Below are 25,858 nucleotides of genomic sequence, written 5' to 3' on the forward strand. Positions count from 1 at the left end.
GCACTTTCCCGCCTCTAGGCTTCCTTGCGCGTGCTCAGAGCTCACATGACCAGCTCCTGCAGACATTTAGCAACGCATAACCGGGCAGATCGTTTCAGCGGAGTCCTGGATCGGATGCCGGTTCCAACAATCACTTGGTAAGATGCGCCTGTGGCCGAGACTGCTTCCGATTGGAAGGCTTTTTTAAGTTCTCGCCGTTGCTGCCGGATCGTTCAAGAAACCCATTCGATACGGAGGCAAGTTCTCGGATCGAAGTTCACAGATTTTGTCTGTCCGGAATGTGGGCTTCCTTGTCAGATCCATGGTGCCGGACCGGAGAAGAGAGCGATGATCAACAATTTGCACTCGCGACGGAATTTCTTGAGGGGTACGGTTTTGGCCACGGGTGGATTGGTGCTTTCGGTCCAGCTGCCGCGCTTCGGGCGAGCCGCAGCCGCCGCCGGTCAGGAGAACCAGAAATCGTTCTTCCCGAATGCGTTCATCAAGATCGATGATGACGGCATCACTCTGATCATGGCTCATCATGAGGTCGGTCAGGGCATCTTTACGTCCAGCGCTATGCTAATGGCAGAAGAACTCGAGGTCGGACTTGATCAGGTCAAGCTCCAAGCCGCGCCTCCAGACCTCTCGAAATATCTCGATCCGCTTCTCTTCGACCAGTCAACTGGTGGTTCGACGTCGACGAGGGCCGACTGGATGCGCTTGAGGCAAGCTGGGGCGGCCGCGCGGACGATGCTGATTCAGGCCGCCGCTTCCGATTGGTCGGTGCCGGCCTTCGAATGTCGTGTCGATCTAGGTGTGGTCCATCACGATGCCACCGGACGATCCATGACCTACCTCGAGGCCGCGCCCAAAGCTGCGGCGTTGCCAGTTCCTGAAAACGTTGTGCTGAAGGAGCCCTCTGAATTCAGGGTGATCGGCACCCGCGCCAAACGCCTCGATACCCCACATAAGGTGAACGGCAGCGCTATCTACGGGATAGATATCATCATTCCCAATATGAAATTTGCGACCCTGGCCATCAGCCCGGTAGTCGGAGGGCGCATCTTGAAGATGAATGAAAATGCGGCTCGATCAGTGAAAGGCGTCCGCGATATCGTCAAGCTGCCGGATGCTGTGGCCGTAATCGGCGATCATATGTGGGCCGCTAAGGCAGGCGTCGATGCACTTGAGATCGAGTGGGAGGCCGGAGCCAATGGATCGATGAACCTCAATTCGATCGTCAAGAAGCTGGCACAGGCGTCGCAGCAACAGGGTGTGATCATCCGGAACGACAAGGATGCCGCCGCGGTGATCTCGAATGCAGCGGTGAAGCTTTCCGCTGTCTATGAATCGCCCTTTCTGTCCCATTCGCCGCTGGAACCGCTCAATTGCACGCTTCACATTCAGGACCACAAGGCAGAGATGTGGGTCGGCACACAAGTTCCAGTCCGGGCACAGAAGGCAGTCGCCGAAGCAACAGGGTTGCCGCAGGAAAGCGTAGTTGTGAACAATCAGCTGATCGGCGGGGCGTTCGGGCGTCGCCTTGATGTGGATTCGATCGAACTCGCCGCCCGGCTTCTCAAGGATATCCGGTATCCGGTGAAGCTCGTCTGGACCCGAGAACAGGACATGACGCACGATTACTACCGCCCCTATTATTATGACAGGGTCGCGGCAGGACTGGACGAGGATGGTCGGCTCATTGGGCGAACGCACCGTGTGACAGGATCCTCGATCTTTGCACGCTACGCGCCCGCTGCCTTCATCAAGGGCGTCGATCCTGATGCCATCGAGTGCGCCTCGGAGACGCCCTACGACGAGGACGCGGTTTTCGTGGATTATGTCCGCAACGAGCCCGACGGCGTCAATACGAGCTGGTGGCGTGGAGTTGGTCCGTCGCACAATCTCTTCGTAGTTGAAAGCTTCGTGGATGAAATGGCCGCGGCGATAAATCAGGATCCCGTTGAATTCAGACGCAGGATGCTGACCAAAAACCCGCGCGCGCTGGCGGTCCTGAACGAGGCGGCGGAGAAGGCGGGCTGGGGCGAAAAGCTTCCAGCCGGAAGAGGCCGGGGGGTCTCCCTTCAGGTGGCGTTCGGAAGCTATCTCGCACACGTCCTCGATATCGAGATTACGAAAGAAGAAGTGAAGCTTCTTCGATCGGTCATCGCGGTCGATTGTGGTATGACGATCAACCCCGATACCGTAGAAGCCCAGATGCAGGGAGGTGTGATTTTCGGGCTGAGCAGCGCCATGTACAATCAGGTCACCTTCACCGAAGGGGCGGTCGACCAGACCAATTTCGATATGTACCGTGCGCTCCGGATCAACGAGATCCCCAAGATCGAAATCTATCACATCAAGAGCCAGGAGAGCCCGGGCGGCGTGGGTGAGGCCGCAACGGCTGCTGCCGCAGGTGCGCTCGCGAACGCCATCTTTGCGGCATCCGGAAAACGCATCCGTTCGCTGCCACTCGCGGAGGCAGCTCTGAGCTAACAACGGGAACTGAGAGACGGCGTTGGCTCAACTGTGATCGCGCGACGTCTCTTGGCTCAAACGAAAACAGACCGCTATCGGTCATGTGAATCGGCAGCTGACCAAAAAGTGGGTCATGCCGTCTCCGGCAGGGGACCACCTGGTCGATACAGAGCGTCGTTCGCAGTTCGTAAGTGCAATCTCTTTCCGGTCCGGAGTTCGGCTGGAAATCGCCGACGACTGCCGTGGAAGTCGGGAAACCCCATGGTTCTGTCGCAAAAATCAACCGGCGTAAAATTCACACCGGATACCGTTGTCTAACCTCTCACCTTCAATCGAGATCATGCAATGAAACTTTACACGCATCCCGGGGCAAGCTCGCTCTCCGTCCACATCCTTTTGCGCGAGACGGGTCTACCTTTCGACCTCGAGGTGATCAATGTCACTGCCAAAGTTCGCGCGGATGGTTCCGACTACTGGACGGTCGCCCAGCGGGGAATGGTACCGCTTCTGGAACTAGAAAACGGCGAGATGCTGACCGAGAACCTCGTGATCGCTCAGTACCTCTGTGATCTCGCTGGGCGTCGTGACCTTATGCCGGAACCGGGCACCATGCCGCGCTACCGTGTCATGGAGTGGCAGAGCTACGTGGCGGCGGAACTGCACAAGAGCTTCGTCCCGATGTTCTGGCCGATCGAAGACGAAATGCGGACGCTCGTCTTGCAGCGTATCCGTAGCCGCCTCGGGTTCCTTAACGAGAGCCTCAAAGGCCCGTTCCTGACCGGGGAAACCTTCACGGCCGCCGATGCGTATCTCTTTGTGATTGGGAGCTGGACGAGGCACTTCGGTATCGCGACCGATGAGTATCCACGAGTGAGGAATTTGCTCAAACTTGTATCTGAGAGGCAGTCGGTACGAGATGCATTGAACGCAGAGGGGCACGGGCTCGTAGTTATCGACGATCCCGATCCGATGCCGTAATACGCGAATGACGAAAAGCTCGGCGGCGATGTTCGACATCGCCGCCGAGCATTCAAGGGTTGTTTGTGCTCAAACCCCTTGGCGCTTGAAGCGCCGGTCAAGGAGCAGCGCGATTATTTCAGCTGCACCTGCTGCCACTCCGATGAGCCAGATGTCGCCGGCACCAACGATGGCCGCTCCTATAGCGCTTCCGATAGAGAAACCCAGATACATCGTCGAGGTATTCAACGAGAGAGATACCGATGCCTGGGACGGTGACGAGGCCTGGATGAGACGCGCCATTTGCGCCGGGAAGAAGGACCAGACGCTGAAACCCCACGCGGCGATCGCAACAAGAGTTGGAACTAATGCAGCTGTTGGCGTCAAGCCCGTCACTGCGGCAAGTGCAACGAAGGAGAGCGCCAGAAGGATCAGTGAAGCTGTAGCAACCTTTCGCGAGCCGAACCGGTCGTTTAGCGCTCCGCCTGTGGTTACTCCAACGGCAGCGGCGATTCCCCACATTGAAACGGTTGCGGCGATGCCGGTCACTCCGAAGCCAAGCTCAGATTTCAAATAGGGCGCTATGTAAGGGTACGCAGTATAGGCCCCGAGAGACCAGAACAGGGTGACTGCGAGTAGCTCAAGTATCGCCGTCTGGCGGACAACACTGACCCGTTCGGAAAGGCTGGCAACGGTCATACCGTCTCCCACCTGACGGCGTATGCCCGCCAGAATGCCGATGATCGCAATGAGGCCCATAAACGCAACAGCTAGGAACGTGGCACGCCAACCAAACGCATGGCCAACCAGCGCGCCGAGGGGCAGACCAAGTGCAATCGCGATGGTCATTCCGCCGCTGACAATCGCCAGGGCACGGCCGCGTCTATGCGGACCAGCGATGGCACCCGCGAGCGCATTGGCACTTGGGACGTAAAGACCCGATGCCACCGCCATCAGGACGCGCGCTACGAGTAGAGTGCTAAAGGTAGAAGAGAACGCAGCGGCAAGATTACCAGCAGTGAACAACGTCATCGCCACGATCAGCGTGTCTCGGCGATTCATGCGTCCGGTGGCGACGGTCGTGATCGGCGAGCTGATGGCCAGGACGAGCGTAAATACGACGACCAGCATGGCGGTCGTCGAAATACTCATCCCCAGATCGTCGGCGATGGTTGGTAGAAGAGGCGCAATCATGAAGCCTTCGGTGCCGATGGCAAAGGTACCGAGAGCGAGGAAATAAGCTGGGACCAAGGAGGGTGCCGACGTTTCCGCGTTCTGCGCGACGTCGTCACTCGACAACCTGGTGTCTTTGGATTTCAGTCGATTTGACATGACGGATTCCCTGCGCAATTTGCCTCCCGGCCGTAGACCGGAAGGCAATGCCGCGATTTTGGAGGCTTAGACTGGGATCGGGTTCGCCGCCAAGGATTCATTGAATCCATGGACGAAGGCATGCTCGTTGTTCCCCGGGTTGTCACGAAGGGCTGCAATTTCCTCGACGTAAACTTCTGGGGCGTCCGTCTCGAGACCCTTCATCGTCTTTTCAATGAAAACATCCAGCGGCATCGCGCGCGGATCGCCGCTCTTTTTGACCAGGTCCGTATCGACCCATGGCGGAGCGATTTCCTGGACCCGTACATTGGTGTCGCGAAGCATGAACCGCTGCGAAAGCGAGTATGAATGAAGGGCTGCCTTTGTCGCTGAATAGACCGCATTCGAAGCGAGCGGCACGAATGCGAGCACCGATGTGTTATTGATGATCGTCGCCTCGGGCTGCGCCTTCAGGTGCTCGACGAGCGCGGAGGTCATACGGATCGGGCCAAGCAGGTTCGTGTCAATGATGCGACGTGATACTTCGTCGTCAACCAGGCCGGAAGCATCGTCGAACGGCATGATGCCCGCGTTGTTGACCAAGACGTTCAGCTTGGGATACTCGGCGATCAGCTTCCTGGCGACGCGATGGATGTCGTTGATGTCGTTGATGTCGAGCTCGACGCCATCGATCCCTGGGTTTGCCGCGGAGACTTCGTCGAGCAAGGCCTTGCGGCGGCCTGCGATGATGACCTTGTTTCCAAGCTTGTGGAAGGCTTCCGCCAGCCCGCGGCCGATGCCGGAAGTTCCGCCCGTAATGAAGATCGTGTTACCTGTCGTTTTCATGGATCGCTCCTGTTCGTTGAGAGACGCGCGTATTTCTAGGCGTATCGGCTCGGCTTCGATTGGAGGATCATGTCCCAAAATGCGATCGTCTCAAATGTCAAGGAAACGGCATTTTAGGACATTATTTGGTCGTCAGCTTGGCGATGGCTTCATCCATTCGTTGAGAGGCTCTTAGGGTCGCAGCACGTCCGAGGACGTCAGCTCTCCACATTCTCCAGTCTAGCACCTCCGATCATTTTAAGCGTGCGACGAACGGCTTGAGGCGGCTGTCCGAATGAGCGAAGAAACGCGCGGCGCATACGGTCCCGATCAGCGAAACCTGTGTCGCGTGCCACGATTTCAACGGGATGGGTTCCGTCTTCGAGCATTGCTTTTGCTGCCTCGAGTCGGAGTCGCTCGACGGCTTTTGCCGGAGAATGCCCCGTTTCGTCACGGAACAGCCGACTGAACTGGCGGGGGCTCAGATTCGCGGTATCCGCAAGCTCTTCGACGCTCAAAGGATTTCGAAGATGCTCCTTGGCATAGATGAGCGCCTTTCGGATGCGGTCGGAGCGCGGTTCCAGTTCGAGTAGAGCCGAGAACTGGGACTGCCCGCCCGGCCTCCTGTGATAGACGACAAGTTTGCGAGCAACCGTCTTCGAAAGCGCGGCCCCATAGTCGTCCTCGATGAGCGCCAAAGTCAGGTCGATAGCGGCACTCATTCCGGCTGATGTCCAGATGTTCTCGTCGCGGACGAAGATACGGTCTTCGTCGACATGAACTTGTGGGAACTTCCGCTGTAGATCGCGTGCGTGTGCCCAATGGGTCGTGGCGAGCCGGCCATCGAGCAGGCCCGCTTCGGCCAGGAGGAAGGCTCCCGTGCAGACTCCCGCAACACGCCTGCTTTCCGTGGCAGCATTGACGATGTATTGCCGAAGTGTCGGTGAGGGCGCACGCGGAACCAGCTCGCCGACGACCATCAATGTATCGGGATACTCTTCCAGCTTCTTGGTCTGGATGCCGATGCTCAAGGACGACCTGACCGTTCCGCCCTTTTCAGACATCACCGTCAGCTTATAGGCCTCTTCGCCCAGTTCCTGGTTTGCGAATTCGAACGCCGACAGCGCCGCCAGTCCCATGACCTGGAAACCATTCTCAAGAATGAAACCCACGCTGCGCATAGTCCTGATTACTCCTGCTGTTTTCAGTGCAATGCCGAATGCGGCACTGCCGACGTTGCTTCCTATCGGAGACGCCGGCAGACCTTGTCTATATGGATTGGCGATATTGCGATTGCCACCGCGGCTTCCGGCTCGCGATGGCTTCGATCGGAGAAGGTTACTCAGCCGCCTGTTTCGTCTCCTGCACCCACTCGTCCTCGACGTGCTTCCTCGGCACATATCGTGACCGCAACAGCACGTAAAACACCGGAGTCAGGAACAGGCCGAATAGCGTGACTCCGATCATGCCGCTGAACACGGCGGTGCCGAGCGAGCGCCTCATCTCGGCTCCCGGGCCCTCGGCGATCGCGAGTGGCAAGACGCCGAAGATGAATGCGAGTGCCGTCATGAGGATCGGGCGCAGACGCAGATGGCAGGCTTCGATCGCTGCTTCCACTGCGGTCTTTCCCGCGTCTTGTGCCTGGCGCGCGAATTCCACGATCAGGATGGCGTTCTTCGCCGCCAGGCCGATCAGAACCACGAAGCCGATCTGCGTGAGAATGTTGTTGTCCATTCCCCTCAAATAGACCCCGAAAAGCGCACCCAGCACCGCCAGCGGAACGATGAGGATGATTGCCGCCGGCAGGATCCAGCTCTCATATTGTGCGGACAGCGCGAGAAATACGAAGACTACCGACAGCGCGAAGATATAGACAGCGCTGCCTCCAGCGTGGGTTTCCTGGTAGGACAGTTCAGTCCACTCGTACGTCGTACCTGGTGGTAGCGTCTTTGCGGCAAGCTGCTGCATTTTTGCGATCGCCTCGCCCGTGGAAACGCCAGGAGCGGCGTTGCCCTGGAGAGGGACAGAGACATACATGTTGTAGCGCTGGACGAGCGTCGGGCCGCTTGTCTCCCTGATATTCGCAAGCGTTCCTAACGGAACAAGGGCTCCAGTCGCGGATTTGACCTTGAGATCGAGCATGTCGTCGCGTTCGAGGCGGAACTGTTTGTCCGCCTGGGCACGGACTTGATAGACTCTTCCGAACGCGTTGAAGTCGTTGACGTAGGCGACGCCCAGATTGCTGGAGAGAGTGTCGAAGATATTGGGGATCGGAACGTTCAGATACTGTGCCCTGTCTCTGTCGATATCCAGGAAATACTCCGGGCTAGATTCCGAGAAGGTGGTGAAGACCCCGGTGAGACCTGGCGTCCGGTTCGCTTCGACCATCATCTGCTGAGCCAGGCCGAGGACGCGCGTCATGTTCGAGTTGTCCTGATCCATAATTTGCATCTTGAAGCCGCCCGAATTGCCGATGCCCTGAACAGGTGGAGGGGGGATGGCAATGATGAAGGCCTCATCGACGCTCTGCAGGTTCTTATAGAGCGCCCGGATAATCTTTTCGGACGTGTCCCCGGTCGCCAGCCGCTCCTCGAACGGCTTGAATGGTGTGAAAATCACGCCAGCGTTCGAAGCGTTCGTGAAGGTTGCACCGCTGAAACCTGCGAATTGCACCGCATTGGCGACACCAGGCGTGTCCTTGGCGATATTTCCGGCCTTCTTGATCACCGCATCGGTGCGGTCGAGGGATGCGCCTTCCGGAAGCTGGACGACCACGATCGCATAACCCTGGTCCATAATCGGAATAAAGCCGCTCGGCACCTTGGTGTTGAGGAACCAGGTTGCTCCGAGGAGGGCGACGAAGACGACAACGGCACAGCTTAGACCGGTTTTCGAGCTGACGATGCTTCGGACGATTGCGGAGTAGCCGTAGCTGAGTTTGTCGAAGCAGTGATTGAATATCTCGGCACACCATTTCCCCAGTCTCGCCAGAAGGTTCGTCTTCCTCTCCGAGTGACCGTGAGCGCGCAGGACGATCGCGGCAATGGCCGGTGACAGGGTCAGTGAGTTGAGTGCCGAAATTGCGGTCGCGATCGAGATCGTCACAGCAAATTGCCTGTAAAACTGGCCCGCGATTCCCGGAATGAAGGCCGTCGGTACGAACACGGCGATGAGAACGAGCGATATGGCGATGACCGCCGTACCCACTTCATCCATCGTAACGTGCGCCGCACGGCGGGGCGACATTCCGCTCGCAAGATTGCGCTCGACGTTCTCCACCACGACGATCGCGTCGTCCACCACGATACCGATTGCGAGCACCAGACCGAAGAGAGTGAGCATGTTCAGGGACATGCCGAATGCCGCAAGGAAGGCGAAAGTACCGACAAGCGAAACCGGGATCGCGACGATCGGCACGATCGCGGTCCTCCACGACTGCAGGAATATGAGAACGACGATGGCGACGAGCACGATCGCTTCGCCGATCGTCCTGTAGACCTCGTTGATCGAATCCGACACGAAAGCCGTGGTGTCATAGATGATCCGATACTCCAGACCGGGCGGAAACTGGCCGGAGAGGTCTTTCATGATCGATTTGATCTGCGCAGCTGTCTGCAGCGCGTTCGTACCGGGCCGCGCGAAAATGCCCATGCCGACCGCGGGCTGGTTGTTCACGTAGGAGTTCGTCACGTAGTCCCGCGCGCCGAGCTCGACCCTGGCAACGTCTTCGAGTTTGACGAGCCTGCCGTCAGGCGTTGACTTCACGATGACGTAGCGGAACTGCCGGGCATCCTGGAATCGACCGTCCGTGCGCACGGTATATTGGAACGGGTTCTCCCTTGCTGTGGGTGGAGCCCCGATGGAGCCGCCGGAAACCTGGACGTTCTGATCGCGCAGAGCGTTCACGACATCGGTTGCTGTCATTCCATATGAAGACAGCTTCTCCGGGTCGAGCCAGATCCGCATGGAATATTGCCGTTCGCCGAAGATCTGGATATCGCCCACGCCCTGCAGGCGGACGAGCACATCCCTGACGCGGTTTCGCGCGTAATTGGACGTATAGAGCTGGTCGTAGCGACCATTCGGCGAGAGCAGATGCACGACCATGAGGAGGTCGGGTGAGCTTTTCGTGGTGGTGACGCCGAGGCGCTGCACTTCCTGCGGCAGTCGAGGAAGGGCGACGGCTACGCGGTTCTGCACAAGGACCTGCGCCTTGTCGAGGTCGGTTCCCAGGGCGAACGTGATCGTGAGCGTCGTTGCTCCGTCCGCGCTCGAATAGGACGACATATAAAGCATGTCCTCGACGCCGTTCACTTCTTGCTCGATCGGCGTCGAAACGGTGTCGGCGATCGTCTGCGAGTCGGCCCCGGGGTAGGAGGTCCTGACCACGATGGTGGGAGGTGCGATCTCTGGATACTGGGAGACGGGAAGTTCGAAGTAGGCGATCGTTCCGACGATCATCAGGACAAGCGATATCACGCAGGCGAAGATCGGACGGGAAATAAAGAAGTGAGCGAATCTCATTGGCCGACCTCCGTTGCCGGAGCGGCTTCCGGTGCGGAGCCGACTGGGTCCTTGTTTTCCGGGGGCAGCGTTGTTTCCTTGGGATCGACCTTCATGCCGGGGTGCACACGCACCACGCCTCTCACAACGATGGACTCGCTTCCGTCAAGGCCGCTGCGGATGACACGGTAACCGAATATTCGCGGGCCGGGCCGGATGGCCTTCGTACTGACCGTATTGTCTTTCCCGACAACAAAAACGACCCGCTCATCCTGGTCCGAGCTGATAGCCTCGTCAGGGATGAGAATAGCCTGATAGGAATTCGATCCCTCGAGCTCGACCCTGCCGAATAGCCCCGGCTGCAACGCGAAATCCGGATTTGCGAACCGGGCGCGAGCGCGAAGCGTGCCTGTCTGGGGATCGACGCGGTTTTCGGCGAAATCCAGGATTCCTTGGAATTTGGTGCGGTTGCGATCACCGAGGGTGACGGAGACCTTGAGGCCACCGCCGCCGCTCTGCAGGACTTCGCCGTTTTTGCGTGCCGTTTCGGCGTAGTTCAGCAGCCTGCGCTCATCAATGTCGAAATAGAAGTCGATCGGATCCAGCATGACGATGGAAGTCAGTAGCGTCTGGTCGGCTTGCACGAGATTGCCCACCGAGATCTGATGGCGATCGATCCTGCCACCGAGGGGTGCTGTGATCCGGCTGTATGTCAGATCAAGGTTCGCGCGGTCGAATGCCGCCTGCGAACCCTGCACACTCGCTAGCGCCGAGTCCAGCGCACGCCGGCGGTCGTCCAGAGTGGATATCGTCTGGCTTCCGGACTTCACCAGCGAATTGACGCGATCGAATTCCGCTTGCGCATAGGTAAGGCCTGCATTGGCGACGGCGAGGTTTGCGCGCGCTTGATTAAGCGCAGTCACGAAGGGACGCTGGTCTATCTCGAAGAGCTGATCTCCCTCCTTGACGAGTTGACCGTCCTTGAAGTTGATCGCCTGCAAGTATCCGCCTACGCGCGCCCGGATTTGGACTTCTTCGGCCGCCTGAAAACGGCCGATGAATTCATCGCGGTCTACGACATCGCGCAGCACTGGCTTGGCCACGACGACCGTCGGCGCGGTACCTGTTTCCTGAGCAACTCCGACCGAAGTCAAAGCGACGCTACAAGCGAGGAGCCAAAGTGAAAATGGAATAGAGCGGTACTTCATCAAAGCCCCCTGTGGTGTTGCGGAAAAGCGCGTCACAGGCCAACGCCGATGCTGCACGTCCGAAAAGAGTGCCGGAGGCGAGCAAAAAACGATTGTAAGATCGGTCCTCCCCGAGGGAACCCGATCGTCCAATATCGACGTCGGTATGATCACTAGGAAACCTCTGATACGAAAGGAGCTCGGGATCGATGAACAAGAAGCTTGAGGTCAGCAAAGAGCCTCTTCGGGACGGTATTGAAACTCTGCCGGAGCTGTCGGACATCACCCTCGAAGTAGGAGACGCACCTGCTTCTCCCGCGGACGCACTTCTCGACGAAGCACTCGAGGAAAGTTTCCCGGCGAGCGATCCTCCGGCGTCAGGCAAGATGGAATGACCGAGAGCTAGGCCGCCGTCCGAGCTTCAAATATTGGTCGAGTGTTTTCGAAGGCGTGGCACGTCGTCCGCGGCCTCACTGCTGGTGGACAAAAGGAATGGACCATGGATAGCGGTTCCCGCGACTATCAGAGATTTCCGACGCTCACTCCTTTGCAGGTAGAGACAGCCCGCAGATTCGCCAGTGAGGGGCCGCTTTCATTCAATCCTGGCCAAGAGATATTTCCTGTTGGCGAGGGGAACGCGCCGGCCTTTCTGGTTCTCGAAGGGCGGATCGATGCGTTTCGGCACGATGGCTTTCGCGGGGATCAGGCTGCCGCTACTCATAAGGCCGGTCAGTTCTCGGGCGAAATCAACCAGCTATCGGGCCGTCCCTCATTGGCGGGCCTTAGGGCCGGTCCAGATGGCTGTGTGGCCATTCCATTTGATGCGGCACATTTGCGAGCACTCATCATCGGGTCCGCGGAAGTCGGCGAGACTGTTATGCGCGCCTACATACTTCGTCGCGTCGCCTACCTTGATACTGGTCTGGGCGGCTCCATCCTGGTCGGGACATCGAGTGATCCGTCCCTACTGCGCCTTCAGGGCTTTCTCGCCAGCAACGGATACCCCCACACGGTCCTCGATGCCGCGTCGAACGAGGAAGGGCTGGTTCTCGTCGAGCGACTCGGCATATCGCAGAGCGAACTGCCGCTAATGATTTGCCCAAGCGGCACGGTGCTCAGAAACCCGACGGAAGGGGAGGCGGCGGCATGCCTCGGCATCACGCCTGAGCTCGATCCGGAGATATTGTATGACGTTGCGATCGTGGGAGCAGGGCCGGCAGGTTTGGCAACCTCGGTCTACGCGGCCTCCGAAGGCCTGCGGTCGATTGTTATCGACCAACGCGCGATCGGCGGACAGGCGGGAAGTTCATCCCGTATCGAGAATTACCTCGGCTTTCCGACTGGAATTTCCGGAGCTGCACTTGCGGGGCGGGCCTTCAGCCAAGCGCTCAAATTCGGAGTAGAGGTTGCGTTGCCGCTGAAGGTCAGGGAACTGACGGCCCCCGAAATATCTCGTGTACGGTCAGCACCCATATCGCTGAAACTCGAAGATGGGCAGTCAATTCGTGCAAAGTCGCTCGTGATTGCCTCCGGTGCGCGGTATCGCACGCCAGAGATCGATGGCTTGCAGAAGATACAGGATTCCACTGTTTCGTACTGGGCCTCCGCGCTAGAGGCCAAGCTTTGCGAGAACTCGGACGTTGCCCTTATCGGAGGTGGAAATTCAGCTGGCCAGGCGGTCGTGTTCCTCGCGCCACGCGTCAAGCGACTGCACATGATCGTTCGCCGCGATCTCTCCGAGACGATGTCGTCATATCTCATCGAACGGATTGCGGCGTTGCCTAATGTCGAAATACATCTCGGCTACGAACTAGTCTCGGTCAGGAGGGACGATGGGCCAAATGTCTCAGGCGTCTTGCAGCATAAGAAATCGATGCAGACGAGAGCCTGTGATTTCGACCACCTCTTCCTGTTCGCCGGAGCCGACCCCAACACGAGTTGGACTGGCGGAAAAATAGACACTGATAACAACGGCTTTGTGCTTACAGGCAGAGGGTTTGCTGAAGACCTCTCGTCTTCCCTCGGGCGGCAATCGTTCGCCCTGGAGACGAGCATACCCAACATCTTCGCAATCGGAGATGTGCGCGCCGGCTCGACCAAAAGAGTTGCCGCAGCCGTGGGCGAGGGGGCCGCGGTCGTCAGCCAGATACATCAGGCGCTGAAGTTTCTCGACGTCACGGGTTGACGGAAGCAGGCGCAGGCACAGTAAGGGCTATTGGAGGAAACGCGTTTATCCACGACATCATGTATTTCATAGCGAGAGACGAAACCCGGCCCGGATGGAGCAGGCGAAACGGACGTCGTACACTCCCTATGCTAACGTACTAGAAAATGGGCTATTTGCTCTTCGAGCACTCGCCACCATCCCCATCCAATGTAGGCGATGACGGCCGTGAGGATTGCTCCGGCGATCGAGTTGAGACGCCTTAAAGGCGACAGCGACAACCCCGTCTCGAGCGCGCTCGGCTCGAAGATCGAAGGAAGTGGCATTTCGGCGACAGGAGAGAGCGCTCTCCTAAGTGCGTCGGCGTGGCGCTCGTAAGCCCCGACCCGTTGCGCAGTCGTCAGGTCATCGTACAGGTATTGTTTCACAGCGCGATTGCGCTCCTCGGGAAGGGAGTGGTCGATGTACAGCTGGATTTCGATTTCAGTTATGGTTGGCATATTATTTGATGCTCCTGAGATGTGTGCCCTTGTGTGCGCTCGCCCGTAGCGGAATCTCGACGAACTCCCTCAGTCGCTCTCTCGCGAGAGGGAGTTCGTTAATTACGAAGCTGTGGGGTATGCCCAAGGCGCTCCCGACTTCCTGGAAAGTCAGCTGTTCGACTGAAGTGAGCAGGATCATGCTTCGGTCGAGTGCGGTCAATCTTCTCAGGGTGCACGCGATCCCGGTATCATTCTCCGGCATCTGTTGGCTCTCGACTTCGTCGATGATCGCGACATCGCTTTCCGCAAGACTATGGATCAGACCGTAGCCTTCGATCCTGAGGTCGCCGAAGCCGAGGAACATCCATCGTGCTTTCAGCTTTTTCAATGCAATCATCACCAGTGCATCGGCCGACCCAATGTCCGCCGCATGCCCGCTTGCGAACCTTCGAAAGGCTGGAACGTGCGGCAACACGTTTCTCGTGAACTCTTTCATGAACGCGGCCAGTCTATGTTTCAGGTCTATTTCGGTGGGATTTCAAGCAATTCCGGTCTTGGAAGCGGGGCAACGAGCCCCGCTAGCGTTATAGGGCGCGGGTGGTTGCCCGCGCGCCCGCTACCTCACGAAAGATGTATGTCCGAAAGATCGATCGATACTACGAGCGGTTCCGGCATTGACTTGCCGTCAGGCTGTCTGGGGAAAATGCGCCGTTCGGTCGGGAACATCAGTCCCTGAACTTCCTTGTAGCCGCCGATGTAGTGGGCACCCGGAGTGTTTCCCGCAATCTCAACGTCGTAGTCGTGCCGCTTGAGGAGACCGCTGTCGTCCACGTAGAGCGTCTGGACGGTGCTGTGCGTTGCGATATTGGCGGGGAACGTGACCTTCAAACGCTGCCACGTCTCTCCGCTTTCCGTCCACTCGCCGACATCCTCACTTTCGACCCCGGGCGCTGCCAGCAGGAACGGCATGTTGAAGTAAGTCCACATTGCGATGCCTGCGAAATAGGCAAGTTGTAGGTCGGACCAAGGAGTTTCCAGCGTGTGGCCGGTGAACGACGTGCGGGGATGCTTGAGCTCTTCGAGGACCTTCCCATGTGCATCCTTGATCTGGACCAGATCAGGCTCGAACCGCGTCACTTTTCCTTCGGCGCTGAAGGGGTCGTGGGAAGCCCACTCCTCGCCGAGGCCGACCGAGACGTTGGTTACGTCAAGCTGGCCGGAATGCCCCTTGAGCGGCCACAAGACGCCACCTTGCTTGAGGTGGGCTGTGAGACGTGTGTACTTCTGCCAGGTTTCCAGGCCACCATGAGCGGCAATAATTTTCTCGACGAGGGAGTGCATTTATCTTCTCCGTAGTTGTTTTGTTTAGCTGTTTAAAAAGTGCTGGACGTGCGCGACGAACGTTTGGGGATACTGGAAAAGTGCGCCGTGACCGGAATCAGGGTATAGAACGAGCGTGGCGTTCGGCATGTTCTTGAACATCTCGTACGCGTTGATGGAAGGAAACATCGTATCGCTGCTGCCATGTACGATGAGCGTTGGCTGCTTGATCGCCTTCAACGATTTGTGGTCGGGGTCTTTGTCAGCGCACCATCCGATGATGGAGGCTGCCTGCGGATTGCTGACGGAATCCGAACTTTCCGGATCGCGCTGATGTGTCCGAACAACGGCACGATTGATGAATGCCTGTCCAGCAGCCTGGCTTGCTTCCGACGGAGTGAAGAAGAGGGGAAGGCGGACGTCCTCGGCATTTCGCGCGAATGCTTCCTCGACGACCTGCATCAGGTGCTCTTCGCCGCCCTTGGGCGCTGTGCCTGCGAGTACGATCTTGCGGACCTTGACGGCCGGGCGAGCAGCCATAAGCTGTGCGATGAACCCGCCGAGGGAGAAGCCGAGAAGATCAACCTCCTCGTAACCGAGCGCCGCGATGAAGCTCTCGGCATCCGTGGTCATCTGATCGACCGTGTCGGGAGTCTTGCCTCCCGATGTTCCGACGCCGGCGTTATTGAAAACAATTACGGGCCGATTCACCGCGAGAGCGTTCACTACGGCCGGATCCCATGAATCCATCGTTCCGGTGAAATGCTGCAAAAAAACCAGGGGGGTCCCGGTTTCACGGCCTAGCCGACGGTACGCATAGCGAATTCCGTAGGCTTCGACATATCTTGTTTCGGCTTCCTCAAGTTTGACGGACATCAGGCATCCTTTCCTTGTCATCACGTCCATGTTGGTGTGAAGGAAAGTGCCGATTAAGGTGCCGTTATGCGAGTTAATCGGTGTTAAGTTGGTTTATCGCTCGAAACAGAAGTCCCGCCCGCGGACTTTGATCATCCGCAACTGACTTGATCTCTACCTACGTCGGATTAGGAAGAGGAAACGTTCGCTGGCGCTAGGTCGCTGCGGCAGGGAGCCGATCGTACCAGCTCTATTGCCGCGCTGAGATCCACGGTCTTGCTTTCCGGTTCGAATTTGGCGATCGCCGCTTCGATGTCATCGACAATGGTGGGTTGGTCAGAACGCGGCGAGAGTTCATAAGCGGTCATCAGGCAACGTAATTCCCAGAACACCGCCCTCATCTTACGGGAGAGCGCAACCGCTTCAGCGGCGATGTTTTTCGCTAGCTCCGGATTTGTCGGGAACTTCGCGACCGCCAGCAGGCGGAGCAATTCTGGACGACACCAACCGGCCTCGCCCTGAAGTGCGCGTTCGACATGAGCTGTTGGCGTACGCGCTCCGCAGATAATCAGGAAGTATTCCAGCCTCAGTGCAGCCAGCCCTGCAAGCGCCTTCTCCAAAGCATCGTGGTTGTCTGCTTCGGACAACCCGTTCCGGTACGACGAAATCCACTGTTGCCAACGGATCAATCTTTGTTGTTTCGCCAGGCCTTCCGCTTTGTTGAGGTATTCATTTGCCTGGCTGTGTCGTCCCACAAGCGAAGCCATCGGAAACGCACTCAGCATGAGAAGGAGGCATGAAGCGATCGAATACCCCAAATCCTCCGCTTCCTGTACTGACTTCTCGAGGCGATCCATGGCGGTGGCTATGTTGCCTTCGAGGAATTCTACGAACACCAGGACCGCCAGGCCCGTGATCCGTTGGTCGAAACCCAGTCCGGGATTCGCGGTCCTCCTGATCGACCCGCTGCCGTCGTCCAGCGAACCCTCAAGTTCCTTTCTCGCGTGCGCAAGATCGCCGTTGAAGAAGTAATTGTGCTCGAGCATGGCACTAAACACATGCGATGGCGCTTGTGGATTCTCGTCCCTGAGCGCGAGCGTGGCATTAATCGCGTCTTGGTACCTGCCATGCGAGCAGAGGATGGCTGTTCTCGCCGCATTTGCGTGGATACGCTTGCTTACATTGCCAATCGCTTTCGCTATTTCGATCCCCCGATCAATTTCGTGGAGTGCATCGCCGTCTTTCGAGTATCCCTGAACGTGGTATAGCGCGCTTCCTTTGGAAATTCGGAGGTCGAGTTCGGTTTCCGTCCCCTCATGCGCCGACCCAGGGATGCGTTTCAAAGCTTCGTCAAGGACCTGTATCTGCTCGTTCATCAATCCGAGCTGAACCCAAAGAACTTTGGAATTGGCAGCGAGGCGCATTCCCAATTCTTCCGATTCGACAGACTCGAATGACCAATGGATCGCGCTGCGGATATCGTGGATCAAATCTGAATAGAGCCGCATCCAGTCGGCAGTCAGAAGTGTTGGCCAGTCACGCGTGGCGCTGGTAAGCGCCTTCTCGCAGTAGTCGGCATGAGACGCGTGTAGCCGGTGGGCCTGGTCTCCTCTCCTAACCTTCTCCAGAGTGTAGCTTCTTGTCGTCTGAAGAAGTCGATATTTCCCGTCGCCGCTCACCGAGAACAGTGATTTCAGGAACAGGCCATCGAAGGCCTCGTAGAAATCCTCCTCCGCCATCACGCCCGCACTGAGCGTTAGGGCGGCTTCGGTTGAAAAAGCGCCGGCGAACATCGCGCAATATTCGAACAGAAGGCGTTCCTTATCCGTCAGCCCATCAAAGCTCCAATCGAGTGTTGCCCTCAGGGTTTGCTGCCTCGGAGGCGCTGTTCGCCGTCCCCGACGTAGAACGGCGAGCGGGTCGCTTAGCGATCCGACGAGGTGGATAAGTCCGAGGTTGGCGACGCCGGATGCGGCAAGTTCGATGGCCAGTGGGATACCATCCAGACGGCGAACGATAGACGCAGCCGCCGTCAGCGTGTCCGGGTTGTTGAAGTCCTCCAGTTCTGATGACAACATAACCCGGTCAACGAAAAGCTCGACCGCAGGATATTTCAGTAGCGATGATTGGGGGCTGTCTTCCGGAGGCACAGGAAGGGAAGGTAACTGTCGTATTCTTTCCCCCGCAATGCGCAGGGGTTCGCGGCTTGTGGCGAGCACAGTCACCAGCCTCGTGGTCGCCAGAATGTCCTCGACGATAACAGCCGCTTTCGAAATTACGTGCTCGCAGTTGTCGAGTAAGAGGAGGAGGTCACGTTCGGCCAGAGCTTCCAGTACTGCATGTTCCGCGTTGTCGATGACGACACTTAGTCCGAGCAGGCTCGCCAGCGTCGGTGCGATCTGCTTTTCGTCACTTAACGAGGCGAGATCGACAAACAAGACCTCGCGAGCAGCGCTTATGATTTCGGCAGCCGCCAACGCGACGGACGTCTTGCCAACGCCGCCTGCTCCCGAAATCGTCACCAGACGATGCGTCGAGAGCAAACCTGCGGTTTCGGCCACGAAGTCGTCTCGACCTATGAGGCGTTCGGTCAGCCGTGGGAAACGCTGCTGTAGAACCTGCGGTTTGGCCTCTGCCTGATTGAGGGACTCGACTCCGGAGCCCTCTACCGGCATGACGAAAACGTAACCTCTGCCCGGTATGTTCTCGATGTATCTCCCGCTCGTGCGGTCACCCAGAAGCTTTCGGAGTGTGACCAGGTGCACGCGGAGCGCGCCCTCTTCTACGGTCGTATCCGGCCAAACCGCTGCAAGCAGGGTTTCCTTGCTGATCACTTCGCCAGCCGAAGTTGCAAGTACGACCAATATGTCGAATGCTTTGCCGCCGAGCCGAAGTACGTTGCCGGATTCGGTCAGCTTGCGTTGGGCGGTATCCAACTCAAATCGTCCAAACCTTAGTACGGTCATTGGAAGCATCCGGCCGGGTTAGAGCCGCGATAACACGCGAATGATGAGGGGTGATTGTCAGGACAGCCGAATAGGGGCGCGGTCGCCCACGTTGGCGCGGCGCGCAAAGCTCCGACAGGAAAAATTCGTAAGCGGTCTTGTCCCACGTCAGGCTCGCCTTTGGTCTTGCTAGGGAGATAGACCAACCGGTCAGTTTATGCAACGGACCATTGAGCGAGCGAGATCTGAGCTTGTCCTTATGCGTTATATCCGCCGTCGACGTTCAAAACGCTTCCGGTGATGAACGAGGAATTCGGCCCGGCGAGGAAGAGTATCGCGTGGGCGACTTCTTCAGGCGTTCCCAGTCGCTTGAGGACGTTTGACTGCTTCTCGGCTTCAAGCATCTCGCTCGAGGCCTCGGAGAGCTCGGCCTGAATCGACCCGATTTGGACCACGTTGACATTGATCCCCCGCGGCCCGAGGTCGTGGGCCGCGCCGCGACAGAAAGCTGTGATTGCCGCTCGGGTGGCCGCATAGTCCGCCAGCCCAGGTGCTCCAACCCGGTCCGCGAGGCTTGCGCTGAGCGCGATTATCCGTCCTCCGTTTTCCATGAACCGGACGGAGGCGCGGATAAGCGCTGAGGTCGCCATAAGGGTACCCGAATACTGCGCCTCGAGCGCGTCCTCATCCATGTCCACGTCATCGATCTGCCAATGGGCGCGGTGATGTGCATTCGCAATGAGCACGTCCATTCGACCCAGTGCCGAGATGACCTTCCGCGCCAGTCGCGCGCATTCCACTCCCGATCCGTCGTTTGGCCAGTCAAAACTCATAACTCGACTGCCAAACTGCTGAAGTTCGACGATGAAATCGGGAGAAAGTTCGCCGGCATCGACCGTTAGCGCCAGGTCGGCTCCCGCAATGGCAAGCAGTTTTGCAGTGGCACGCCCTACGCCCTTGTCGGCGTTCGTTAGTAGCGCCACTCGGCCTGCGAGCGGGCGTAGGTTGTCGTGGGGCGATTCTGGCACAGGCATTTCCTTCAGAACTACGGCAACGAAGCCTACTCCCAGCTTCGCCCATCGCTCCACCGTACGGGGAGGGTCGATACCCGTATTGTAAAATTGGGTAGCAAACCTACGCAGCGCAAACCGTAACACTGCTAACCAGACTTAACATCGCTTAACTCGCTTAGCGCCGAATGCCGAGACTAGGTTCCAAGGCATCCGAAGCAAAGAGTTACGCCAATGCAAAACCAAGTTTCATCCGCTCAGCTACGTCTAGCAAATAATCAGGCGGTGGTATGGAGTTTGAATACTCACGGCCTCACGGCGCATTTTCCGACACCCGTATCAGCTCCGACGAAGACACCGACGTTTCCTCGCGGCAGGACGGTTGCTGGCCTCGCCGAATGGCAAAAAAACAAGATCGCGCGCTACATCGACGATAATGTCGAAAGCTGCATAAGGGTGCAGGAGCTGGGGGCTCAGGTGCGGCTCAGCGTTAGCCGTTTTTCGAAGGGATTCAAGGCCTCGTTCGGCAAGTCTCCCTATGATTACGTCCTCGCCCGACGGATCGAGGCGGCCAAATTCCTCATCGCCTCTACCGACGAACCATTGAGTCAGATTGCGCAGGCATGCGGGCTTAGCGATCAGGCCCATCTTTCGAAGGTGTTCAAGCGACTCGTTGGGGTTACGCCGTTGAATTGGCGGCGACGCCACGCAAACGGATCGACTATCACGACCGCATCGCACTCATGGTCAAGGCTTGCGCAGTCGTCTGAACGTGCCATCGCGGTCTAAGGGGATGGTACTCATTCAAGCTACGCTTTCGCAAGGCGAGGAGTGTTTTGCTACGCTACGGCGTCGGCTGTCCGATTTCGAAGTTCGAGCATGCAGCCCATGGCTCGGTTTGCGAGCGCCCGGCGAAGCAATTCAGCTCCGCCGGGTTGTCGCACTTTCAGCGGAGGGTACTGTGCGGAAATATCTCTGTCTTTTGGCGCTGGGCTGGATGGCGATCGCGCCCGCAGCTTCGAACGCGTGGGCCGATGGCGATCCGGATAGGGGACAGAAGCTCTTCACGCGCTGCAGCGCCTGCCATGCTGCAACCGAACAGAACAAGGTCGGCCCCGGGCTCCTTGGCGTGGTCGGACGGGCCGCGGGAACGGCGGAAGGTTACAGCTATTCGGCCGCGATGAAATCATCGGGCATTATCTGGGACGAAGGAACGCTCGACGCATTCCTCAGGTCGCCCTCGGGCGTCGTCAAGGGAACGCGAATGGCGATCTTGGTCCCGAAAGACCAGGATCGCGGCGATCTCATCGCCTATCTGAAAACACTCACCGCGCATTAATTCGGCACTAGAGGAGCGAAAACATGAAAACTCTCATTATCAATGGCGAGACCCACCAGGTCGATGCTCCGGACGACATGCCACTCCTTTGGGTGCTTCGTGACATCATCGGCATGACCGGTACCAAATACGGATGCGGCATTGCCCAGTGCGGTGCTTGTACGGTCCATGTCGACGATATGGCCGTCCGTGCATGTCAGACGACGATTGACATGATCAATGGTCAGAAAATCACAACAATCGAAGGTATCGGAAAATCGGAGATCGGTGCGAAAGTACAGGCCGCTTGGCTTGAGAAAGAAGTCGTGCAGTGCGGCTATTGTCAGTCGGGACAGATAATGTCGGCGACGTCCCTGCTTGCTGCCAATCCAACACCGACTGACGCCGAGATAGATGAGGCGATGGCGGGCAACATTTGCAGGTGCGGCACATATGTCCGCATCCGCGAGGCGATCCACTCAGTATCGGCCTGAGACCCCCCTGATCAAGAACCTGCGCTCAAGATGGATATCCGGAAAGAGACCATCCTCAGTGCGGGTGGTCTCCGTTGGCTATCCAATGGCTGCACATCTGCCAAGTGGCCGTAAGGTTATGGACATGAACACCGCCATCGTGGCTCTGACCCATGGCCCGAAAAACGACGACCCATCGAGAACGCTCTGCGAAACAACAGTCTCTAAATCGTCGTGCCTGAAAGTTCGAGAACCCATTTCCCACGGATGCAATGTCCGAGGGCGGCTGCTTTCGATCAGTCGCCCCTAAACCGAAGCCGCGGGTCGATTAGTCTCGATATCGGGACGAGGAAGTCGGGAGAAGTCGCCGTGACCAAAGTACTGGGCATCAAACCCTTTTATAACCACCGGAAATCCAAGCCGATACCAGATCGGCGTAGTGGTCTGCCGCATCCTCCCAGACGAAGTGTCCGGCGTTGACGATCTCGGCGCGGCAATGCGGAAGCCTATCCGCAAGGAACTGGCCATTCGCAGGTGGGACGATCGGGTCGCTCTCGCCCGAGATGACCAGCGTTGGTGTAGGGATCGACGGCAGAAGGCCGGCGAGAATCGGGAGATCTCGCTTATAGGCTCGAACAAATTCGGCAGCTTCGTTCCATCGTTGATCGCTGGAGGAGCTTTTGTAGTCTTGCAGGATCGCCTCGGGAATCGAAACACGAACTGCGCTTTTTACCAGCTCGTAAACGCGTTGGCCGCTGTCGAAATTAACGAAGTCACTTTTTGACGACGCCGCGATCTGGCGCAGCGAATCTCCGAAGAGTTCTTCGCTTGTGCCGCCGCTGCCCCCCACGATGCTCTCGAAGCGATTCGGATGGCCGCTAGCAGCGAAAAGTACGGCAAGCGTGCCGACATCAGGTGCGACAACATGCGCCCGCTCGATCTTGAGGGCGTCCATGATGCGAATGAGGAAGTCTCCCATTGCGTGGGGCGACATCAGATCCGCCCGGCTTTCGGACATGCCAAAGCCCGGCAAGTCAATGGCGATCAATGGTCCCAGTTTGCTGATACCACCCCATACGAGATTGAACGCAAAGATGCTTTCAGGCCACGGGGCTGTGAGGAGGACGGGAATGCCCTGAGTTTCGTTCGTCCGGACGGTTCGCACTGCGATGTCGTCGACAAGTGTGAACGCTGCCGCTTCAGGCATGTTGAAACCGTTTGTCATGGAAATAGCCTCCTGATCACCCGCCGCTGCGGCGAGGTTAGGTGTCAGATTAAGCTTGGAGCGCGCACAGATCTTTGACGATCCAGCTCCCTATCAACTTTGCGGGCGGCCGTATCTTACAATATCGGGATGATGTCGCGTGGTTCCATGCCGCCAAATCAAAACTGCGAGGCAGCAATGAACGGCATTGAACAATTCGATTTCCTTATCTTCGGTGGCGGGAAGGCCGGCAAGACGCTGGCAATGGATCAGGCTAAGGCAGGTAAAAAAGTTGCGGTTGTAGAAGCCGGCATGATCGGCGGTTCTTGTATCAACGTCGCTTGCATTCCCAGCAAAACCCTCATTCGTAGCGCCGAGGTTGCGCACGCGACCAACAATACCGCCGAGTTCGGGATCTCCGTCGATATCGTTCGTCATAGCTTCGATCTGGTGAGAGATCGTACGGCAAGGGTTGTAGCCGAGATGGTGGAGACGAACCAGGCGGGGTTCAACGCGAGCGGGCTCGACCTCGTTTTGGGCTGGGGTCGCTTTGTAGCGCCCAAGACCATCCAGGTTGAAACCGAAAACGGCGTGCGGACGCTCACGGGCGACAAAGTGTTCATCAATCTCGGGACGATCGCAGACATTCCGGATGTACCAGGGCTCGCCGAGGCGAACCCGATTACACATGTGGACGCCTTGAAGCTGGGCGAGTTGCCTACTCGTCTCATCATAATTGGCGGCGGGTACATCGGGATGGAGTTGGGGCAGGCATTTCGACGTCTCGGCGCGGAGGTCACTATCGTTGAACGCGGGCCGCGGCTTGCTCCGCGCGAAGATGTCGACGTCAGCGAAGCAATCCTCAAAATCCTCAATTCGGAAGGCGTGGAAATAGCTCTCAGCGCTTACGACCTTGCTGTTTCGGGTCGCTCCGGCGATCGCGTCACGGTTCGTTGCGCCGATGGCCGATCGTTCGAAGGTTCGCATATCCTGGTTGCATCGGGTCGAAAGCCAAGGACGGCCAACATCGGGTTGGAGCTTGCCGGGGTCGAGGTTGATGAACGCGGATTCATCAGGGTCGACGAACGACTGCGCACGAGTGCTCCGGATGTCTGGGCGATGGGTGAAGTTGCAGGAACGCCGATGTTTACGCATGCCTCGCTCGATGACTACCGAATCGTCAAAAGCGCCACGAGCGGCGGGGACCGCACCACCAACGATCGGACGATCCCGTACTGCGTGTTCATCGATCCCGAGTTCGCAAGGATCGGCAAGAATGAAACCGACATGGCAAAACAGGGTATTGAATACCGGGTTGCCAAGCTTCCCATGGATGTCGTTCCACGAGCGAGAACTCTATCGCTGCGCAAAGGATTCATGAAGGCCATCATTGCCGGCGACAGCGACACGGTTCTTGGGTTCAGCATGCTTGGTGTAAACGCTGGCGACGTGATGAGCGTCGTCCAAGTGGCCATGCAGGGTGGATTGCCCTTCACTGCTTTGCGTGACGGCATATTCGCCCATCCTACGATCGCTGAAGGCCTCAACATGCTCTTTGCAAATGTCGGCGCTCCGACCAAGGGCAACTAACTAGAGTTCGGAGATTAGATGATGACCATAGCGAATGCTTCGACAATCGAAACCAGCTACGCAAACCTTGAAGGTCGTACGCTTGCCTACCGCAAGTTCGGAAAGGGGCCGCCGCTGGTTCTGGCCGTCCGGTTCAGAGGAACAATGGACTCCTGGGACCCGCTGTTCCTTGACGAGCTAGCCAAGAATTTTACGGTGGTGATCTTCGACTACACGGGGCTCGGTGCATCGACCGGGACACCTACATACGATCGTGCCTCGCTGGCGAAGGATGTGGGGGATTTGATCGATTTCCTTGGCTTTGACAAAGTTGTCATGGGGGGATGGTCCTTGGGTGGGGTCGTCGCGCAGGTTTTCGCAGTGACCTATCCGGACAAAGTTTCGCAGGCAGTCTTGATCGGAACGGCCCCTCCGGGACATCCGAAAGTCAGCGCAGAGCCACTTTTCATCAAAACCGCTGTGAACCCGGTGAATACGCTTGATGACGAATTTATCCTGTTCTTCGAGCCCGCATCTGAGGGTAGTAAGGCGGCCGCGAAGCGCTCCCATGATCGGATCGCCGAACGCCAGATCGGCAGATCTCCTGCTATCCCGGAAGCGACATTCATGAAGCTCCTCAGCGAGGCGAAAGACAGGTCGACCATCTACTCGGACCCCGAAATGGCTCATATGAAAAAGCTGTCGGGTGGCGATGTGCCGCTATTGGTGATTTCGGGCGATCATGACATCGCATGCCCTGTCGAGAACTGGCTAGAGCTGGTGCGCGACTGGAAGTCGCTTCACTTGGTCACGCTGCCGCAAGCAGGCCACGGACCGCACCATCAGGAACCGCACTATTGTGCTGACGTGATCGCGTCGTTTGTCCGCAACCATCAGGTCAGTGGGCGGCCGTAAACGGCCTTTCATACATTCGAATTCCACCTTTCGGGAACCAAGACATAGTGAGCCTCTCTCGCCTCATTCATCGCGGTTTCTGCCGATGCTGCGTGGCTGCGGAACCTCTCGCGGCCGCGGCTGCTCCGATGCTGATACCCGCGGGGTTTATAGGAAATCGCGCGGGGTCGACGCCGCCTCGTCTCGCATTTCGCTTCAGGCCGTGCCCGGCATGTTTACCGCCCTAGAGGGGCCAGATGGCAACATTCTTGCTGGCTTTGGCAACATCGGAATGTTCCATATGGACGGCAGTATTGCGCGCTGATATCCGCAATGACGGTCACTGAGAGCACGGCTTCACTCGTGTGCAATATCAGTCCA

21 protein-coding genes are annotated in these 25,858 nt (G+C 57.8%); 9 read left to right on the forward strand and 12 right to left on the reverse strand.

The genetic code is table 11. The annotated features are described in order from the left end of the window. The first annotated feature begins 327 nt into the window (after positions 1 to 327). Together FHT29_RS24210 and FHT29_RS24215 are read left to right on the forward strand one after the other, a co-directional pair. Complete coding sequence (locus FHT29_RS24210; protein ID WP_168596897.1) at positions 328 to 2,478, forward strand: molybdopterin cofactor-binding domain-containing protein; 2,151 nt, start codon at positions 328 to 330, stop codon at positions 2,476 to 2,478. A 327-nt stretch (positions 2,479 to 2,805) separates the two neighbouring features. Beyond that, positions 2,806 to 3,438, forward strand: a complete 633-nt coding sequence (locus FHT29_RS24215) for a glutathione S-transferase N-terminal domain-containing protein (protein WP_168596896.1) — start codon at positions 2,806 to 2,808, stop codon at positions 3,436 to 3,438. A 69-nt stretch (positions 3,439 to 3,507) separates the two neighbouring features. Here the strand turns inward: FHT29_RS24215 and FHT29_RS24220 are convergent, their stop codons facing one another. The 5 genes from FHT29_RS24220 to FHT29_RS24240 form a co-directional block, all read right to left on the reverse strand. Beyond that, entirely contained in the window at positions 3,508 to 4,749 is a 1,242-nt protein-coding gene (locus FHT29_RS24220; protein WP_246703092.1) for an MFS transporter, read from the reverse strand. Between the two features lie 66 nt (positions 4,750 to 4,815). Next, complete coding sequence (locus FHT29_RS24225; RefSeq protein WP_168596895.1) at positions 4,816 to 5,574, reverse strand: SDR family NAD(P)-dependent oxidoreductase; 759 nt, start codon at positions 5,572 to 5,574, stop codon at positions 4,816 to 4,818. Positions 5,575 to 5,771: 197 nt separating this feature from the next. Next, entirely contained in the window at positions 5,772 to 6,734 is a 963-nt protein-coding gene (locus FHT29_RS24230) for a GlxA family transcriptional regulator (RefSeq protein WP_168596894.1), read from the reverse strand. A gap of 157 nt (positions 6,735 to 6,891) precedes the next feature. After that, positions 6,892 to 10,077 carry a multidrug efflux RND transporter permease subunit gene (locus tag FHT29_RS24235; RefSeq protein ID WP_168600222.1) on the reverse strand — a complete coding sequence of 1,062 codons (3,186 nt, stop codon included), beginning with the start codon at positions 10,075 to 10,077 and terminating at the stop codon, positions 6,892 to 6,894. After that, positions 10,074 to 11,210 (reverse strand): efflux RND transporter periplasmic adaptor subunit, encoded by a 1,137-nt coding sequence (locus FHT29_RS24240; RefSeq protein WP_168596993.1) that lies wholly within the window; start codon positions 11,208 to 11,210, stop codon positions 10,074 to 10,076. The genes FHT29_RS24235 and FHT29_RS24240 overlap by 4 nt, the downstream gene beginning before the upstream one ends. Positions 11,211 to 11,452: 242 nt before the next feature. Between FHT29_RS24240 and FHT29_RS24245 the strand changes: the two genes are divergently transcribed. After that, on the forward strand, positions 11,453 to 11,638 hold the full coding sequence (locus FHT29_RS24245) for a hypothetical protein (protein WP_168596892.1): 186 nt from the start codon (positions 11,453 to 11,455) through the stop codon (positions 11,636 to 11,638). Positions 11,639 to 11,742: 104 nt separating this feature from the next. Next, positions 11,743 to 13,428: an FAD-dependent oxidoreductase gene (locus FHT29_RS24250; RefSeq protein ID WP_168596891.1), complete on the forward strand. Its 1,686-nt coding sequence runs from the start codon at positions 11,743 to 11,745 to the stop codon at positions 13,426 to 13,428. Positions 13,429 to 13,559: 131 nt separating this feature from the next. Here FHT29_RS24250 and FHT29_RS24255 read toward each other — a convergent pair whose 3' ends face one another. The 6 genes from FHT29_RS24255 to FHT29_RS24280 form a co-directional block, all read right to left on the reverse strand. After that, the gene (locus FHT29_RS24255) at positions 13,560 to 13,907 is read right to left on the reverse strand and encodes a hypothetical protein (RefSeq protein ID WP_168600223.1); all 348 of its coding nucleotides are present in this window, start codon (positions 13,905 to 13,907) and stop codon (positions 13,560 to 13,562) included. Between the two features lies 1 nt (position 13,908). Continuing rightward, entirely contained in the window at positions 13,909 to 14,385 is a 477-nt protein-coding gene (locus tag FHT29_RS24260) for a hypothetical protein (protein ID WP_168600224.1), read from the reverse strand. A gap of 125 nt (positions 14,386 to 14,510) precedes the next feature. Then, positions 14,511 to 15,230: a hypothetical protein gene (locus FHT29_RS24265; protein ID WP_095436651.1), complete on the reverse strand. Its 720-nt coding sequence runs from the start codon at positions 15,228 to 15,230 to the stop codon at positions 14,511 to 14,513. Between the two features lie 24 nt (positions 15,231 to 15,254). After that, positions 15,255 to 16,085 (reverse strand): alpha/beta hydrolase, encoded by an 831-nt coding sequence (locus FHT29_RS24270; RefSeq protein ID WP_168596887.1) that lies wholly within the window; start codon positions 16,083 to 16,085, stop codon positions 15,255 to 15,257. A gap of 167 nt (positions 16,086 to 16,252) precedes the next feature. Then, the gene (locus FHT29_RS24275) at positions 16,253 to 19,030 is read right to left on the reverse strand and encodes a winged helix-turn-helix domain-containing protein (RefSeq protein WP_168600225.1); all 2,778 of its coding nucleotides are present in this window, start codon (positions 19,028 to 19,030) and stop codon (positions 16,253 to 16,255) included. A 236-nt stretch (positions 19,031 to 19,266) separates the two neighbouring features. Further along, the gene (locus FHT29_RS24280) at positions 19,267 to 20,037 is read right to left on the reverse strand and encodes an SDR family oxidoreductase (RefSeq protein ID WP_168596885.1); all 771 of its coding nucleotides are present in this window, start codon (positions 20,035 to 20,037) and stop codon (positions 19,267 to 19,269) included. A 216-nt stretch (positions 20,038 to 20,253) separates the two neighbouring features. Between FHT29_RS24280 and FHT29_RS24285 the strand changes: the two genes are divergently transcribed. The 3 genes from FHT29_RS24285 to FHT29_RS24295 all read left to right on the forward strand — a co-directional run bounded on the left by FHT29_RS24285 (position 20,254) and on the right by FHT29_RS24295 (position 21,831). Next, complete coding sequence (locus tag FHT29_RS24285; RefSeq protein WP_168596884.1) at positions 20,254 to 20,808, forward strand: AraC family transcriptional regulator; 555 nt, start codon at positions 20,254 to 20,256, stop codon at positions 20,806 to 20,808. A gap of 172 nt (positions 20,809 to 20,980) precedes the next feature. Continuing rightward, positions 20,981 to 21,358: a cytochrome c family protein gene (locus tag FHT29_RS24290; protein ID WP_348644882.1), complete on the forward strand. Its 378-nt coding sequence runs from the start codon at positions 20,981 to 20,983 to the stop codon at positions 21,356 to 21,358. Between the two features lie 23 nt (positions 21,359 to 21,381). After that, positions 21,382 to 21,831: a (2Fe-2S)-binding protein gene (locus FHT29_RS24295; protein ID WP_168596883.1), complete on the forward strand. Its 450-nt coding sequence runs from the start codon at positions 21,382 to 21,384 to the stop codon at positions 21,829 to 21,831. A 367-nt stretch (positions 21,832 to 22,198) separates the two neighbouring features. Here FHT29_RS24295 and FHT29_RS24300 read toward each other — a convergent pair whose 3' ends face one another. Continuing rightward, the gene (locus FHT29_RS24300) at positions 22,199 to 23,017 is read right to left on the reverse strand and encodes an alpha/beta hydrolase (RefSeq protein ID WP_246703093.1); all 819 of its coding nucleotides are present in this window, start codon (positions 23,015 to 23,017) and stop codon (positions 22,199 to 22,201) included. A 195-nt stretch (positions 23,018 to 23,212) separates the two neighbouring features. Here FHT29_RS24300 and FHT29_RS24305 point away from each other — a divergent pair, with 195 nt between their 5' ends. Both FHT29_RS24305 and FHT29_RS24310 read left to right on the forward strand, forming a co-directional pair. Next, a complete protein-coding gene (locus tag FHT29_RS24305; RefSeq protein ID WP_168596881.1) occupies positions 23,213 to 24,604 on the forward strand; it encodes an FAD-dependent oxidoreductase in 1,392 nt (463 codons plus the stop codon). Between the two features lie 21 nt (positions 24,605 to 24,625). Further along, positions 24,626 to 25,498 carry an alpha/beta hydrolase gene (locus FHT29_RS24310; protein ID WP_168600226.1) on the forward strand — a complete coding sequence of 291 codons (873 nt, stop codon included), beginning with the start codon at positions 24,626 to 24,628 and terminating at the stop codon, positions 25,496 to 25,498. Positions 25,499 to 25,858: the final 360 nt, after the last annotated feature.

The organism is Rhizobium sp. SG741, assembly GCF_012275435.1.
GTDB lineage: Bacteria > Pseudomonadota > Alphaproteobacteria > Rhizobiales > Rhizobiaceae > Rhizobium > Rhizobium lusitanum.

Bases quoted from the DNA above. Each gene is read 5' to 3' on its own strand.
- FHT29_RS24230 (WP_168596894.1), bottom strand. From the start codon at position 6,734: ATGCGCAGCGTGGGTTTCATTCTTGAGAATGGTTTCCAGGTCATGGGA.
- FHT29_RS24265 (WP_095436651.1), bottom strand. From the start codon at position 15,230: ATGCACTCCCTCGTCGAGAAAATTATTGCCGCTCATGGTGGCCTGGAA.
- FHT29_RS24210 (WP_168596897.1), top strand. From the start codon at position 328: ATGATCAACAATTTGCACTCGCGACGGAATTTCTTGAGGGGTACGGTT.
- FHT29_RS24305 (WP_168596881.1), top strand. From the start codon at position 23,213: ATGAACGGCATTGAACAATTCGATTTCCTTATCTTCGGTGGCGGGAAG.
- FHT29_RS24250 (WP_168596891.1), top strand. From the start codon at position 11,743: ATGGATAGCGGTTCCCGCGACTATCAGAGATTTCCGACGCTCACTCCT.
- FHT29_RS24295 (WP_168596883.1), top strand. From the start codon at position 21,382: ATGAAAACTCTCATTATCAATGGCGAGACCCACCAGGTCGATGCTCCG.
- FHT29_RS24225 (WP_168596895.1), bottom strand. From the start codon at position 5,574: ATGAAAACGACAGGTAACACGATCTTCATTACGGGCGGAACTTCCGGC.
- FHT29_RS24215 (WP_168596896.1), top strand. From the start codon at position 2,806: ATGAAACTTTACACGCATCCCGGGGCAAGCTCGCTCTCCGTCCACATC.
- FHT29_RS24220 (WP_246703092.1), bottom strand. From the start codon at position 4,749: ATGTCAAATCGACTGAAATCCAAAGACACCAGGTTGTCGAGTGACGAC.
- FHT29_RS24260 (WP_168600224.1), bottom strand. From the start codon at position 14,385: ATGAAAGAGTTCACGAGAAACGTGTTGCCGCACGTTCCAGCCTTTCGA.
- FHT29_RS24310 (WP_168600226.1), top strand. From the start codon at position 24,626: ATGACCATAGCGAATGCTTCGACAATCGAAACCAGCTACGCAAACCTT.
- FHT29_RS24275 (WP_168600225.1), bottom strand. From the start codon at position 19,030: ATGACCGTACTAAGGTTTGGACGATTTGAGTTGGATACCGCCCAACGC.
- FHT29_RS24300 (WP_246703093.1), bottom strand. From the start codon at position 23,017: ATGCCTGAAGCGGCAGCGTTCACACTTGTCGACGACATCGCAGTGCGA.
- FHT29_RS24255 (WP_168600223.1), bottom strand. From the start codon at position 13,907: ATGCCAACCATAACTGAAATCGAAATCCAGCTGTACATCGACCACTCC.
- FHT29_RS24235 (WP_168600222.1), bottom strand. From the start codon at position 10,077: ATGAGATTCGCTCACTTCTTTATTTCCCGTCCGATCTTCGCCTGCGTG.
- FHT29_RS24285 (WP_168596884.1), top strand. From the start codon at position 20,254: ATGCAAAACCAAGTTTCATCCGCTCAGCTACGTCTAGCAAATAATCAG.
- FHT29_RS24245 (WP_168596892.1), top strand. From the start codon at position 11,453: ATGAACAAGAAGCTTGAGGTCAGCAAAGAGCCTCTTCGGGACGGTATT.
- FHT29_RS24270 (WP_168596887.1), bottom strand. From the start codon at position 16,085: ATGTCCGTCAAACTTGAGGAAGCCGAAACAAGATATGTCGAAGCCTAC.